At 48.9% G+C, this 14,011-nt stretch carries 13 protein-coding genes and 1 tRNA gene; 11 read left to right on the top strand and 3 right to left on the bottom strand.

Translation table 11 applies throughout. The features are described 5' to 3' along the window. Positions 1-75: 75 nt before the first annotated feature. Complete coding sequence (locus tag NZM05_09225) at positions 76-1,005, top strand: energy transducer TonB (GenBank protein MCS7013791.1); 930 nt, start codon at positions 76-78, stop codon at positions 1,003-1,005. 91 nt (positions 1,006-1,096) lie between these two features. Here the strand turns inward: NZM05_09225 and NZM05_09220 are convergent, their stop codons facing one another. Both NZM05_09220 and NZM05_09215 read right to left on the bottom strand, forming a co-directional pair. Beyond that, positions 1,097-2,149: a lysophospholipase gene (locus NZM05_09220; GenBank protein MCS7013790.1), complete on the bottom strand. Its 1,053-nt coding sequence runs from the start codon at positions 2,147-2,149 to the stop codon at positions 1,097-1,099. Then, entirely contained in the window at positions 2,142-3,227 is a 1,086-nt protein-coding gene (locus NZM05_09215) for an RluA family pseudouridine synthase (protein MCS7013789.1), read from the bottom strand. The genes NZM05_09220 and NZM05_09215 overlap by 8 nt, the downstream gene beginning before the upstream one ends. A gap of 209 nt (positions 3,228-3,436) precedes the next feature. On the opposite strand from NZM05_09215, the gene NZM05_09210 reads away from it, so the two are divergent. The 4 genes from NZM05_09210 to NZM05_09195 all read left to right on the top strand — a co-directional run bounded on the left by NZM05_09210 (position 3,437) and on the right by NZM05_09195 (position 7,058). Further along, positions 3,437-3,518 (top strand) — tRNA-Leu (locus NZM05_09210). A gap of 169 nt (positions 3,519-3,687) precedes the next feature. Further along, positions 3,688-4,500: a hypothetical protein gene (locus NZM05_09205; protein ID MCS7013788.1), complete on the top strand. Its 813-nt coding sequence runs from the start codon at positions 3,688-3,690 to the stop codon at positions 4,498-4,500. 127 nt (positions 4,501-4,627) lie between these two features. After that, the gene (locus NZM05_09200) at positions 4,628-5,899 is read left to right on the top strand and encodes an asparagine synthetase B (GenBank protein MCS7013787.1); all 1,272 of its coding nucleotides are present in this window, start codon (positions 4,628-4,630) and stop codon (positions 5,897-5,899) included. Positions 5,900-5,903: 4 nt separating this feature from the next. Beyond that, positions 5,904-7,058, top strand: a complete 1,155-nt coding sequence (locus NZM05_09195) for a DUF2029 domain-containing protein (GenBank protein MCS7013786.1) — start codon at positions 5,904-5,906, stop codon at positions 7,056-7,058. A gap of 42 nt (positions 7,059-7,100) precedes the next feature. Here NZM05_09195 and NZM05_09190 read toward each other — a convergent pair whose 3' ends face one another. Further along, entirely contained in the window at positions 7,101-7,490 is a 390-nt protein-coding gene (locus tag NZM05_09190) for a DUF2237 domain-containing protein (GenBank protein ID MCS7013785.1), read from the bottom strand. Positions 7,491-7,658: 168 nt separating this feature from the next. Here NZM05_09190 and NZM05_09185 point away from each other — a divergent pair, with 168 nt between their 5' ends. The 6 genes from NZM05_09185 to NZM05_09160 all read left to right on the top strand — a co-directional run bounded on the left by NZM05_09185 (position 7,659) and on the right by NZM05_09160 (position 13,979). Continuing rightward, entirely contained in the window at positions 7,659-7,874 is a 216-nt protein-coding gene (locus NZM05_09185) for a hypothetical protein (GenBank protein ID MCS7013784.1), read from the top strand. A 135-nt stretch (positions 7,875-8,009) separates the two neighbouring features. Next, entirely contained in the window at positions 8,010-9,524 is a 1,515-nt protein-coding gene (lysS, locus tag NZM05_09180) for a lysine--tRNA ligase (GenBank protein ID MCS7013783.1), read from the top strand. Positions 9,525-9,746: 222 nt separating this feature from the next. After that, entirely contained in the window at positions 9,747-10,919 is a 1,173-nt protein-coding gene (locus NZM05_09175; protein ID MCS7013782.1) for a hypothetical protein, read from the top strand. Beyond that, positions 10,916-11,404, top strand: a complete 489-nt coding sequence (locus NZM05_09170) for a Rieske (2Fe-2S) protein (protein MCS7013781.1) — start codon at positions 10,916-10,918, stop codon at positions 11,402-11,404. The genes NZM05_09175 and NZM05_09170 overlap by 4 nt, the downstream gene beginning before the upstream one ends. Positions 11,405-11,426: 22 nt before the next feature. Continuing rightward, positions 11,427-12,506, top strand: a complete 1,080-nt coding sequence (locus NZM05_09165; GenBank protein MCS7013780.1) for a cytochrome b N-terminal domain-containing protein — start codon at positions 11,427-11,429, stop codon at positions 12,504-12,506. Between the two features lie 51 nt (positions 12,507-12,557). Continuing rightward, entirely contained in the window at positions 12,558-13,979 is a 1,422-nt protein-coding gene (locus NZM05_09160; protein MCS7013779.1) for a cytochrome c, read from the top strand. Positions 13,980-14,011 lie beyond the last annotated feature (32 nt).

Genomic DNA, 14,011 nt, shown 5'->3' with positions numbered 1-14,011 from the left:
TCTGCACTTTTCTTACCTTTGTGTAGTGCAGGTTGCAAGTGCAGCCTTAGGAAGTAAAGGAGAAAGGAGATAACTATGCCAGAAGTATTGGAGCAAAAGCAGGTTGCTGACCTGAGCAAGCTGCCACCTGCCTCACGCAATGTCACGAGCAATGAGCGTCCAGCGAAAACCCACTCGTTTATCCATCTGGATTACTTGGACACAGAAAACCTGCGACACATTGACTATGGTGCATTGAAGCTACGCAAAGAGGTGCACCTCTACCTTGCAAAGGGAGTGCTGATTGCTTCCAGCATTGCGTTGCTAATGATATTTAGCTACGTGAGCTGGAAGTTTATCAAGTCGCATCTGGAAGGGGACGAAGAAGAAGCGGCACAGGTGGTGGTAACGCGCACAGTAAGCATCGTTGATTTGCCGCCACCACCGCCCATAGATGAAAAAGCGCCACCGCCACCGCCGCCTGCAGCCTTCAAGCCACCACAGTCGCCAGATGTCGGAGAAATTAAGCGAGTGCGAGACGAGGAAGCGCCACCCACGCGCACCATTGCGACACAAGAAAAGCTAAAAGAAATGATTGAAAAAGGTGTTGTAACCGGCGACGACACCACAGGGCTTTCAGAAGCGCGTGGCTATGTAGCTAGTGCCTTAGGCAGAGGTGAGCAGTTGGTGTTGGAGCACAAAGAAAAAGAAGAAGATCCAGACCCCGATGTCTTTGTCGCATTGGAGAAAGAGCCGCAATTTGTCAATCAAGTGAAACCAGTCTATCCTGAAATTGCGCGTAAAGGTGGCATTGAAGGACGCGTAGTTGTGCGTGTGCTGATTGATAGAGACGGCAAACCCAAAAAGGCGCAAATAGTTAAGAATCCCGGCATTGATGTCTTTGATGAAGCAGCAATTGATGCCGTGATGCAATCAACCTATTCGCCAGCGATTCAGAATGGCAGGCCAGTGAAGTGCTGGATGACAATTCCAATCAACTTCCGCCTGACAGGGCCGGAAAAATAAGCAGCATATAGAGTTACTGCGAGCGCAGGACGGAGATAAGTGTTAGATACAACTTGAGATAAACTATTTGCAAAGAGGTGGCTTGCTTTGATTAAGGCTGTGATGAGGTATTGCTGGAAGTAAGGGGGATGTTGCTGAGAAGCCAGTCGCTGATTGCCCCCGCAGATTTCCAAATAATGTTGATGTGGTTAGCATCTTGCACGACAAAAAGTTCTCTTGCTTCGGCGTTAATAAGGCGCTTGAGAGATGTATCGGCATCGCAAATGCGCACCAGTTCATCGCGCTGACCTACAACGAGCAAAGTTGGAAACTTTATTTGCCGATAAGCCGCAGCAAGGTCAGTTGGAAAAGCAGCGAAAAGAAATTGCATTGTGTATTCAGTCGTAAGCAGCGTATCGCGCACGGCTTTCTCGACCAGCGCATCGTTTGGCAAAATAAGCTTGATGGGGTAAGGTTTAAGATTGAGCAGCGAAGCAGGAAAGACGGCTGCCATTTTCCATCCATCAAGTGAGGCAAATGCTCCACGTCGGAGAAATTGCCGCCTTGCTTGAAGCTCGAGACTGTCGCACCGAGGATTGCTGAAAAAACCACCCGCCATTAGGATGAGCCCATCAGGCGCACGATACAAGTGTTTGCGGTCACTAAACTCCAGAAGAAAACGGAGTGAAAGCCCAGCTCCAAGGCTATGCCCACCTAAAATGAGCTTTTTGCCCGGAAATCTATACCGCAAGGTGTCAAGAAACAATCTTACATCGCGCACCAGCGCATCAAGCGAAGGAACATCGCCTCTTGGGCCACCGGAGCAACCGTGCCCACGCAGGTCTAATAGCGCAGTGGCAATGCCACGCCGCGCCAGTGAATCGGCAAGTGGAAGATACAATTTGGACTGTGCAGCAATGCCGTGAATGAAAGCAACCACCATATTAGGCTCCTTAGCGGGCAATATCAGACGGTAAGCAATAGGTGTGAGGTCAAACGAAGTAAAATAACAAACCGTTGTGTCAGGCTCGCGGATAAGTCTCTCATAGACGGCTCGGTCATCGGCAGTAATGTCAAACACGGACGCAGTTGGCGTTTGGGAGACGCCGCAGCCAAATGCACCAATCAAAAAGAACAGAGAAAGTCGCTGTAGCCAATTAGTCATACACAGAGTATGATGAATGGATGCGTTTAATTTTTTCAAGGGCTTGGGTCATATCGTTAGGCAAAGGAGCAGAAAATGAAACCTTTTCTTTTCGCTTTGGATGCACAAATGCTAAGTATGCAGCATGCAAAGCCTGTCGTGGCAAAAGTTCATAGAGGTTATTCAGAAAGGCTTCACTTTGAGCAAAGGGCAGTGAGCGTTTGAATTTTCCGCCATACATTTCGTCGGAGACAATAGGGCAGCCAAGATGCTGCAAATGCACACGGATTTGGTGTGTGCGACCAGTGTGCAGCCGAAGTTCCAGCAAAGAAAAATAGGTGTATGATTCAAGAACGGTGTAATCTGTGATAGCAGGCTTGCCTTCAGCGTCAGGGGCTTCGCTATAAGGATACGCAGCCATCATCTTTCGATGACGCTTACTGCGACCAATGTTGGTTTTAATCGTGCCACTTGAGAATTTCGGCTGACCCCAGACAATTGCCTGATAGCGCTTTTCAGTGGTGCGAGCGGCAAACTGCTTGGCAAGCGCTTCGTGTGTGGCGTCATCTTTGGCTACGACGATTAAGCCAGAAGTATCTTTATCTAAGCGATGCACAATGCCTGGGCGCAGCGCATCGCCATTAAAGTTCGAAAGTTGCGAAGCAGTGTGGTGCAGCACGGCATTGGCAAGCGTGCCTGTCCAATTGCCAAAAGCAGGGTGCACGACCATTCCCGCAGGTTTGTTGACGACCAGTAAGGCTTCGTCTTCATAGACGATGTCAAGTGGGATATTTTCAGGCTTCATTTCAGGGGCAGGCGGGTGGGTGTAGATAACTTCAATCACATCGTGAGGAGAAAGTTTGTAATTAGCTTTGGTTGGGTGACCATTAACTAATACACGCCCAGCTTCAATGGCGGCTTGCACACGCGTGCGGGTTGCATTTTGAATCTGGCGTGCCAAAAACTTATCAATGCGCTCTCTACCTTGATGAGCAGCAACACGAATCAAAAGGCGCTTAGGCGCAAGCGGTGCATCGTCATCTAATGTGTCGTCTATTTCGTCTATGAAGTCGTGCTCCGTCATGGCATTGATTTGCATTAGGCATTAGCGAGCGAAATTATTAAAAATGTAGGGAGTTTGTAAGTGCAAATGCTCTAAGGGCACTCCTTTTGGCAAAATAGACTGCAGCTGCGCCCGTGATTCTGACTGCACTAGGAAAAGGCAGTGCATAAAAATCACGCTCACAATACCCCTGTGAAGGGGTTTGGAATATGCGAAAAAAACGTTAGCTTTACAGACGCACTTTTGCCCAGATGGCGGAATTGGTAGACGCACTCGTTTCAGGTGCGAGCGCCGAAAGGCATAGGAGTTCGAGTCTCCTTCTGGGCACAACGAGGAAGGAAACCGATGCAAAACGACAAACGACGGAAACCCGCACTGCATCAATTGTGGAAATTCAGCGATGCACTTCTGCTTCCAGCAATCAAATGGGCAGAAGTGCATTTTGTTTTCGAGCCTATTTGTCCCAAAACTTCTTTAACTCAAACCGGAGACGACTGTGGAAAAGAATCCTCTGCTGCACCTTGTGAAACTGCAGCTACTTGACGATGAACTGGACGCCGTGCTGAGCGAACAGAAAGGATTGCCTGAAGAGATTGCGGCACTGGCGGAGCAAATTGAGGCAATTTCTCGCCAACTGGAAGCGCGGCAGAAGCGCATAGAAGATAACCAAGCAAAGCGCACCAGCCTGCGGGCAGCTATCAAAGAATCGCAGGAGAAAATTAAAAAATACAAAGACGCTCAAACGAAAGCCCGCAACAACAAAGAATACGATGCACTCTCCAAACAGATTGAGTTTGAAGAACAGGAAATCAAACGAGCAGAGGCGCAAATCAAAGCAATTGAAGACATGGAAGAGCGCATCGCTCAAATGGAGCAGAAGGGTAAAGAGCTTTTGGCAGAAAATCGCTACGATGAAATCACGCCAGATATGTATCCAACTGATGAGCTGAAAAAAAATCTGGCAGAGGTGGAAGCTGAGCACAAACGCAAGCAGAAAGAACTAAACACGATTATCAAAAACACGCAGAATGAAGTCAATGAGCTAAGAAAGAAGATTGAAAAGCAGCGTGAAATTGTCAGCAAACACTTAAAGCAGGTCTTAGCAAAATATGACCAGCTGCGGCGTGGGAACATTCAAAACGTGGTGGTGAAATTTAGCCGAAATGCTTGCGGTGGGTGCAATACACGTGTGCCCGCCAGTCGCCATGCTTTTATCTTTCAAGGTGGATTCTACTCGTGCGAAACCTGTGGCAGGATCGTGGTGCACGAGCGGCTTTTCGAAGAAGTCATTGGCGTAACGACCGTCTGAGTGGTCGGCTCAAAAAACCGTCCTTGCTAAAGCGCACAGGTTCATTGCAAATCTGCATTGACCTGCAGCCAGAGTGTTTTTTACCTTACCCCACACTTTTGAAAACAAATCGCTTGGAGTAATGAGAATGCTGCACAGAGCTGTAGGACTATGTATACTGCTGAGCGCAATCGCTTCGCAGGCTGTTGGGCAGAAGTTACTGATTCCAATGGACAAGACACAAACTGACCACCTGAAAGCATATGGTGTAGCGTATTGGTGTTTGCAGAAGGGAATCGTTGTCGATTGGCTACTGAATTATCGTGGAGGCTCTTTTCTCGTTGATGCGTTGCCAGCTGTAGCTTCAGAGCTTGTTGTTCGAGGTGTGCGCTACGAAGAACTCACCAGCGCAGAAACGACACGCATTCTTGCAGAGATTGAGAGTGAGGATAATAATGCAGCCGTAATGCGCCTTGAAAAAGCACCAAAGATTGTCGTCTATGTGCCTCCGACAAACTTGCCGTGGGACGATGCAGTAACGCTGGTGCTGACCTACGCTGAGATTCCCTTTGCCAAAGTGTGGGACGAAGAAGTGCTGCGAGGCGACCTCAAAAAATACGACTGGCTACATGTGCATCACGAAGATTTCACAGGGCAATATGGCAAGTTCTTTGCAGGCTTCCGCAATGCGCCATGGTATATCCGACAAGTGCGAGACGCAGAGCAAATGGCACGTAAATTAGGCTTCACGAAAGTAAGTGAAGAGAAGAAAGCCGTTGCGCGTGCGATACGCGACTTTGTGGGAGAAGGCGGCTTTATGTTTGCAATGTGCTCCGCACCAGATAGCTACGACATTGCCCTTGCGGCTGAGGGTATTGACATTGTACCTGCCGAATTCGATGGCGACGGCGTAACGCCTGATGCAAACAAAAAGCTGGATTTTTCCAAAACCTTTGCTTTTGAAAACTTTACCGTAAGCCTAAACCCATTTGAATACTCCAAGTCTAACATTGACATCAATCCGCAAATGACGGGCAGCGCAACTGGACCTGAGAACGATTACTTCACGCTCTTCGAGTTCAGTGCGAAGTTTGACCCTGTGCCCTCTATGTTGACGCAAAATCATACATCTATCATCAAAGGGTTTTATGGGCAAACCACCTCCTTTCGCAAGTCGCTCATTAAGTCATCGGTGGTGATTATGGGCGAAAAGAAAGGCACAGAAGAAGTGCGTTACCTACATGGCAACTATGGCAAAGGGCAATTTTGCTTCTATGGCGGGCACGACCCCGAAGACTATCAGCATCACATTGGCGACCCACCAACTAATCTGGCGCTGCACAAAAACTCTGCTGGCTACCGCCTAATTCTTAACAATGTGCTCTTCCCAGCGGCGCAAAAGAAGAAGCAGAAAACATAAAGCGATGCACTTTTGGAAGAACTTTTATGTGCTCTTTGCTACCTATACACTGCTGACTATTGGAGCAAGTCTGCAAAAGTATGTGCTATCGCTGAGTGAAGGAGAAGCATCACGGCGGCACTTCAATAACTACGCGATATTCAAGTCGTCCGCAAAGCATCTTCTGGAAGGAAGAAACCTTTATGTCCCACACCCTGAAGACCACGACGATTTCTACAAATACAGCCCAACCTTTGCGGTGCTGATGCTGCCCTTTCTGTGGTTACCAGAAGCTGTAGGACTGGCTGTGTGGAACTTGCTCAATGCATTGACGCTTTTCATCGCACTCTGGCTGTTACCGCTATCGCAGGAAAAACGCGCACAGATGCTTTGGCTGCTTTTGCCTGAGCTGCTGATTAACATTCAGAACAGCCAAAGTAATGGGCTGGTCGCCGCGTGCATGGTCTTGGCATTTGTAGCAATAGAAAAGGAGAAAATGCAGTGGGCAATGCTAGCAAGCGTGCTGTCAGGGTTTGTGAAAGTGTTTGGTATCGTGAGCGCACTGTTTGCAGTGTTTAGCAAGGAAAAAATCAAGGCAGTGTGGTATGGCGTAGTCTGGGCGGTCGGCTTAGCTATCACACCACTGTGTGTTACTTCGTTAGAAAATTTGCTATCACAGTATAGGCATTGGATTGAGTTTGTCCGAGGCGACCTTGCACCGGGCACAAGTGCATCGATCTTTGGCTGGTGGCAAGCATGGTGGGGAAGTGAACCGCCAAGGGCGTATCTGATGATGCTCGGTGTGGGGCTGCTGGTCTTACCGCTTGTGCAAATTGAAAAATATCGCCTTGCATCGTTTCGGCTCACCTACCTTGCGCACTTGCTAATCTGGTCGGTGATTTTTAATCCGCGTGCCGAGTCGCCCAGCTTTGTGATTGCAATGAGCGGCACAGTGATTTGGTTTGTAATCCAAAGAAAGGGCATACTGGATTGGTTGCTTTTCCTAAATGCACTCTTTTTAGCTTCAATTTTGCCATCTGACCTTACGCCGAATGCTTGGACAGAATTTGGCTGGCGCTTCGAACTCAAAGCCTTTGGCGTGATGTTAGTGTGGGCAAAAGTGCTCTATGACCTCTTTGCAGACTCGCTGCAGGAGGAGAGATTTCAAACTGCGGCCTAACCTGCTGCATAATTCTCAGCAAACGGGGGGTGTGCATACGCCTTATGCGCCAGCTTCTTCAGCAGGTAAATCAACAGCATGCAATTTCAAGGCTTTGAGCGAGACGAAATTCAAGACATGTTCGTGTGTGGCGGCAAGCACGACCTTAGGTGCAAGACCTGCGTCGAAGGCTTCTTTCCAGCGAAGTGCGCAGAGACACCACTTGTCGCCGGGCTTCAAGCCCGGAAAACGATACTCAGGGCGCGGGGTAATAAGGTCGTTGCCCATTGCGCGTGAAAAGCGCAGAAATTCCTCAGTGACAATTGCGCAAACCACATGCCGACCTGTGTCGTCAGGACCTGTGCGGCAATAGCCATCACGGTAAAAGCCTGTAAGTGGATCTCGACAGCAGCACTCTAACTTGCCGCCTAAGACATTGCGTTGCTCGGTCATAGCGATAAAAAGAAATTGGCGAAGTAAAAAGTTTACTTGCAAAACCACATTTTTCTGTTAGAAAATTTCCAACACTGCTAATTTGGTAAGGCAGCTTGCCAAATTATCTACGAAGGAAAGAGGTTGAAAAAACTGCCACTTGGCAGTGCAAAAACGGAGGACGTCTGCATGAAAGTCTATTTGCTTAAATCCAAAGGCAAGGGTATTGTGCCTGATTACATTCAGGTGCGCAGCGAAGATTATGCCATCATTGGCTATTTCAAAGCCAGCAATCCCGAAAAAGGGTTAGATGAGATTGGCATTGAAGATGAAGCCCGACGCCAGCAGGCGATAAAAATTTTTGAGAGCCTCGAGTATGGAAAGCTGGTGCAGGTAGAGCTATGAAAAAAATCAACACGCCGCAGCACTGATAAGCGCATTGAGGCTCTGGGTGTATATTTGTGCCTTATGCTCAAGCTGCATGTATCAAGTCGGGAAAAGGTGTTGGGACAAGTTTGTAACTATTAACCTATAAACCGTATGTCAGAACCGCTACGCACATCACTGGAAGAACTCAACGACCAGATGCGAATGCGTCGGGAGAAGTTGCAAAAGCTCCGCGAGCAAGGCATCAATCCGTATCCGTATAGCTATGAAGTGACACACCATGCGCAGACAATTTTAGACACCTTCAAAGATGGCGAATCGACGGATGTGTCGGTTGCAGGGCGCATTATGAGCATGCGCATTATGGGCAAAGCATCATTCTTTCACATTCAAGATTCGACAGGGAAAATCCAAATCTACATTCGCAAAGACGATGTAGGCGAAGCCACTTACGAGACCTTTAAGCATCTATACGACATCGGTGATATTGTCGGCATCAAGGGCTACACGTTCCGAACCAAAATGGGCGAGATTTCTGTCCACACAAAGGAAATTACGCTGCTGGCTAAGGCCCTACGCCCAATTCCGATTGCAAAAGAACAGGAAATTAATGGGCAGAGAGTTGTCTATGATGCCTTTTCTGACAAAGAGCAGCGCTATCGCCAGCGTTATGTGGATTTGATTGTAAATCCTGAAGTGAGAGAGGTCTTTCGCAAGCGCGCAAAAATCATCAACACCATTCGCGCTTTCTTGGATGAGAAAGGTTACTTGGAAGTTGAGACGCCTATTCTGCAGCCTGTCTATGGTGGGGCAACCGCACGACCGTTCATCACACATCACAATGCGCTGGGAATGGACTTATACCTACGCATTGCAAATGAACTGTATCTCAAACGTTTGATTGTCGGAGGATTTGAGGGCGTCTATGAATTTGCGAAGGATTTCCGCAATGAAGGACTAAGCCGCTTCCACAATCCAGAATTTACGCAAGTCGAGTTCTATGTTGCCTACAAAGATTATTTGTGGATGATGGAACAAGTGGAAGCCCTCTTCGAGCGCATTGCACTGACCGTGAACGGCACAACCAAGACACGTTTCAATGGACACGACGTGGACTTGAAACCACCATACCGACGGCTCACCATTCCCGAAGCAATAAAGGAGTTTACAGGCAAGGATATTGAGGGCAAGAGCGAAACTGAGCTGCGGACAGTTGCCAAAGAGCTTGGGGTGCATATAGAGCCATCCGATGGCAGTGGCAAGATTATTGATGCCATTTTTAGCGAGTGCGTGGAGCCGAATTTGATTGCACCCACGTTCGTAATTGACTACCCGATTGAGATGTCCCCACTGACAAAGAAACACCGTTCCAAGCCGGGGCTGGTAGAGCGCTTTGAGCTTATCGTGGCAGGCAAGGAGCTTTGCAATGCTTATAGCGAGCTAAATGACCCAATTGACCAGCGAGAGCGTCTGGAAGAACAAGCACGCCTTCGTGAGCGGGGCGATGAAGAAGCAATGGCGATTGATGAAGACTTTCTGCGAGCGCTCGAGTATGGTATGCCACCAACGGCAGGCATTGGCATTGGTATTGACCGCCTGACAATGCTGATTACTGGGCAGGAGTCAATTCGTGATGTGATTCTCTTTCCACAAATGCGACCAGAGTAAGGGATTTACAGCGCACTGGCTGGAGGCAAGAAAAGTAAGCTATAGACGATTTAGCCGATTTTCTCTCCAAGTTTTCGCAGAATCATCAGTTCCGGCTATTCGCTTGATATAAAAGCGGGGCAGCTCAATGCTTCTTGGGAACTGATTTTGTGCTACTTTTTTGTGCTACTTTATCACTACTCTCGTGAGCAAATGAACAAATGAGAAAGGAGTTCAGTAGTAATGGAGTATCACTTTCCTGCTGTCGACCCAATTCCACTACCCGCTCCTGTCTGGCTCTTCAAACTTCTGCATATCGTAACGCTAGGGCTGCACTTTGTAGCAATGGAAATGCTGATGGGTGGGCTGCTGGTGGCAGTAGCGATGAATGTGCTCTCACGGCGAGAGCCGCGACAGCTTTCAGCCGTGAATCGTGCTCAAACAGGACAGGTCATTGCGAATCGGCTGCCTATCGTGATGACTTATGTGATTAACCTTGGCGTGCCGCCTTTGCTCTTTACGCAAGTGCTATATGGGCGAGCGATTTATACTAGCAGCATTCTCATTGGGCTATACTGGTTTGCGGTCATTTTTCTGCTGATGGGGTGTTATTGGCTACTGTATCGCATTTCAGCACGAGCAACTGAAGGAAAACCTTATTGGCATCTTGGGCTTGGCGCGTGGGTGCTGGCGGTGGTCATTGCACGCATCTACTCAACCAACATGACCTTAATGCTGCGCCCCGAAGTGTGGAACGCGCTATACACTAATTCGCCACTGGGTGCGCAGTTGCCATTTGACGACCCCACGACAACACCGCGCTGGCTCTTTATCTTGTTCGGAGGCTTTTCAGTAGCAGGCATCTGGCTGCTGTGGCTGGCGCCATCCAGCAAGTTCTTCCGAGACCTGCAAACTTATATGAGCGGATTAGGTGGGAGGTTAGCTGCGTCTGGGCTTTTTGCGCAGGGTGTATGTGCGTATTGGGTCGTAGTGGCACAACCACCAGCTGTGCAAGACGCACTCGGGCAATCGCTCTTGGCGACTGTCTCAGGCTACCTTTGGGTAGGGCTAGCGGGCGTGCTTTTTGCGTTAGCTGTATGGAGTGCGGTGCAGTCGCAACCCTCTCGCATAATTGGCTGGGCAGGTTTTGTTATGGCGGTGGTTGCAATGCTATCAATGACGGCTTACCGTGATGCTTTGCGTGATGTAACCTTGCTTACAAAAGGTTTTGATGTGTGGGATAGGGTCGTGGTAACAAACTGGTCAGTTGTAGCAATTTTTCTTGTCCTCTTTGTCATCGGTCTAGGCGTGGTTGGGTGGCTGCTAACGGTGGTGTTCAAAGCCAAGCCAGTTGTGCTAGGACTGGACAATACGATTTTTGAATCCAAATCAAGTGTGGAGGAAGTGGCAAAATGAGTAACGCAGTAGAACAAAAGCTGGCGACTGAAAGCGTGCCAGCAGAGCCAATCAGTCGCAGAACGTTTGCAAAGGTGCTCTTTACTGGCGTAGGACTTTGCTACGCTGGAGCGATTGGCTATCCGATTTATCAATATCTGGCATCACCTATACAGAAGTCAGCTGAAGCGGCAAAAGTCTCAGAGGTACATTTGCCAGAAGCGCATAAGTTAGAGCCGGGTTCAGCCGTGATGTTTAAGTTTGGCACGCGCCCAGGTATTCTCATTCATCACAAAGATGGCTCGTGGACAGCCATGGAGGCGGTCTGCACGCATATGGCATGCACCGTGCAGTATCAACCTGATACCAATCGACTCTTTTGCGCCTGCCATGGTGGTGTCTATGATGTCAAGACGGGAGCAGCAGTGGCGGGGCCACCGCCAAAGCCGCTCAAAACTTACAAGGTGGAAGTCGGTGAAAATGGTGTAACCATTTCAAAAGCCTAACCCCTGAAAGGAGTCGTAAGCTATGATGAAAGCCCTTTATCGCTGGGTGGATGAGCGGCTCAGCATTAGCGACATTATCAAGTTTGCCTCAAAGAAGACGGTGCCTGTGCATCAGCATTCGTTTTGGTATTTCTGGGGCGGCATTTCGCTCTTTTTCTTCATCGTGCAGTGCGTAACAGGTGTCTTGCTACTGGTCTACTATCGTCCAGGACACGAAGCATATGAATCGGTACGGCAGATTACAAATGAAATCCACTTTGGCTGGCTGATTCGCTCAGCACACTCGTGGTCAGCAAATCTAATGGTGGTAGCGGTCTTTGTGCATATGTTTTCTGTCTATTTTATGAAGGCCTATCGCTCGCCACGTGAGTTTGGCTGGTGGAGTGGGATGCTTCTCCTCATTCTCACACTGCTATTCGGCTTTAGCGGCTATCTTCTGCCAATGGACGAGCTGGCATACTTTGCGACCAAAGTAGGACTGTCTATTCCAGAAGCCTTGCCAATCATTGGCCCGCCAATGACCAATCTCTTTCGAGGTGGCTTGGAGGTCAGTGATATAACGGTGCAGCGCTTCTTTGCGATGCATGTGGTCGTGATGCCGGCAATTTTTCTGCCGATTCTCATTTTTCACCTTTGGCTGGTGCAGAAGCATGGCAATGCCGTGCCACCCAGTGAAGAAGCCAAGCCCGAGTGGCAGCGAAAGTCCGTGCCATTTTTCCCCAACTTTTTGATGCAGGACCTTGCAATGTGGCTCATTGCGCTCAATGTGCTAGCGCTTTGTGCATCAATTTACCCGTGGGGTATTGGTGAGGAGGCTGACCCCTTGAAGCCTGCTCCAGAGGGCATTCACCCTGAGTGGTATTTTATGAGTGCCTTCCAGACGCTAAAACTTTTGGGTAAGCTCTTTTCGGGCGATATGGCAGCCTTCGGGGAAGCTGTAGGTATTACACTTTTCACCTTAGGTTTGCTGCTTTGGGCGCTGATTCCACTCTACGATGGCAAGCACGAAAATGGGCGGCGTGCTCGCAATGCTACATATTTCGGACTCTTGGCACTCGGTATCATTGTGGTCACGACTATCTGGGGATACCTTGCATTGTAGTTCAAACCTAACCAAAACCAACTTAAAGCAAGAGAAAGGAAGTAAGAGACTATGAACTATCCATTTTGGGACGTGCCCTTTATCGGCAGTGGTTGGGTGATTGGCCTTATCTCAATTATGCATGTGCTCATCTCCCAATTTGCCGTAGGGGGAGGCTTGTATTTGGTGATTGCAGAACGCATAGCGCTGAAACAAAATCGCTTGGACTGGCTGCCACGCCTACAAAGGCACTCGCGCTTTTTCCTGATTATGACTGGCGTGTTCGGGGCTATTTCAGGCGTTGGTATCTGGTTTGCAATTGGACTAGCACACCCTGAATCAACCAGCACACTCATTCACAACTTTGTCTTCGGGTGGGCTATAGAGTGGGTGTTTTTCGTGATTGAACTCTCGGCAGCGGCGGTGTATTACTACTCATGGAATAAGATTTCGCACGAGGCGCATCAGCGCGTAGGGTGGGTGTATGCCGTATCGTCATTTTTAACGCTGGTGATTATCAACGGCATTCTCACCTTTATGCTCACGCCTGGTGATGCATGGCTTGCGGTAGCAGGCACAGGGCAAGAAGCATCACAGTTCTGGTCGGCATTCTTTAATCCAACTTATTTCCCCAGTCTCTTTCTGCGTTTCTTGGTGTGCATTTCGCTGGCAGGAATTTGGGCGCTGGTCTCTTACAGCCGCTTAGGAAATGACGATGAAGCAAAAGGTGAGCTGATTACTTGGAGCTCCAAGTGGCTGATTCCCTCGTTTGTGGCAACGCCGCTGGCATTTCTCTGGTATCTTGCCAGTGTGCCTGAAGCGAATCGCTCACTGCTGGAGCTTGGCATTTCTACAATTGGTTCTGGCGCGTTTACGCAAGTAACGCGCATTGCGCTGGTAATGGTGATGACATCCGCCACGATTGTCGGCGTAGTGTATTTCTTTGTGCGCCGTGCGCCTCAGGACTTTACATTCGGACATGGCTTAGCCGTGCTGTGTCTGGCGGCTGTCGTAACGGCAACAGGAGAGTATGCGCGCGAAATGCTCCGTAAGCCATATGTAATTGCGCAGCATATGTATTCCAACGGTATTCGCCGCAGCGAAGTCGCTGAACTGAATAGCAAGGGCTATCTAAGCAAATCAATGTGGGTGCGTCAGGTAGCAGATAAGACCAATGAACCTGAACTCATTTTAGCTAAGGGCGAAGCGATGTATCGTGGGCAATGCCTAAACTGCCACACCACAACGGGCTATCGCTCAATAGCCAAGTTCTTATCGGGTCGAGACCATCAAGCAATTGGCAACTTCCTAAAAACCCTACACGAGTATCAAGATGGTTCGCCCTACAAGAAGTATATGCCGCAGCTGGTAGGTACCCCTGAGGAAATTGCAGCGCTGAACGATTACTTGGACTACACCGTGAACAAAGACAAAAGCCGTATTGCGCAGCTTATGCGTGAGCGCGAAAACCAAAGGGTAGCAGAAGCAAAGTAAGCGACGCCTCAGAACGAAAAAATCAAGGGGGC

This window comes from Chloroherpetonaceae bacterium, assembly GCA_025056565.1.
Classification (GTDB): domain Bacteria; phylum Bacteroidota; class Chlorobiia; order Chlorobiales; family Thermochlorobacteraceae; genus Thermochlorobacter.
The sequence above is the reverse complement of the archived record's forward strand: the minus strand, read 5'-3'. Positions and strand labels throughout refer to the sequence as shown.

What these genes read in the sequence shown, in the direction of transcription:
- NZM05_09225 (MCS7013791.1), top strand. Translation starts at nt 76, where the DNA reads ATGCCAGAAGTATTGGAGCAAAAGCAGGTTGCTGACCTGAGCAAGCTG.
- NZM05_09220 (MCS7013790.1), bottom strand. Translation starts at nt 2,149, where the DNA reads ATGACTAATTGGCTACAGCGACTTTCTCTGTTCTTTTTGATTGGTGCA.
- NZM05_09215 (MCS7013789.1), bottom strand. Translation starts at nt 3,227, where the DNA reads ATGCAAATCAATGCCATGACGGAGCACGACTTCATAGACGAAATAGAC.
- NZM05_09200 (MCS7013787.1), top strand. Translation starts at nt 4,628, where the DNA reads ATGCTGCACAGAGCTGTAGGACTATGTATACTGCTGAGCGCAATCGCT.
- NZM05_09195 (MCS7013786.1), top strand. Translation starts at nt 5,904, where the DNA reads ATGCACTTTTGGAAGAACTTTTATGTGCTCTTTGCTACCTATACACTG.
- NZM05_09190 (MCS7013785.1), bottom strand. Translation starts at nt 7,490, where the DNA reads ATGACCGAGCAACGCAATGTCTTAGGCGGCAAGTTAGAGTGCTGCTGT.
- NZM05_09185 (MCS7013784.1), top strand. Translation starts at nt 7,659, where the DNA reads ATGAAAGTCTATTTGCTTAAATCCAAAGGCAAGGGTATTGTGCCTGAT.
- lysS (MCS7013783.1), top strand. Translation starts at nt 8,010, where the DNA reads ATGTCAGAACCGCTACGCACATCACTGGAAGAACTCAACGACCAGATG.
- NZM05_09175 (MCS7013782.1), top strand. Translation starts at nt 9,747, where the DNA reads ATGGAGTATCACTTTCCTGCTGTCGACCCAATTCCACTACCCGCTCCT.
- NZM05_09170 (MCS7013781.1), top strand. Translation starts at nt 10,916, where the DNA reads ATGAGTAACGCAGTAGAACAAAAGCTGGCGACTGAAAGCGTGCCAGCA.
- NZM05_09165 (MCS7013780.1), top strand. Translation starts at nt 11,427, where the DNA reads ATGATGAAAGCCCTTTATCGCTGGGTGGATGAGCGGCTCAGCATTAGC.
- NZM05_09160 (MCS7013779.1), top strand. Translation starts at nt 12,558, where the DNA reads ATGAACTATCCATTTTGGGACGTGCCCTTTATCGGCAGTGGTTGGGTG.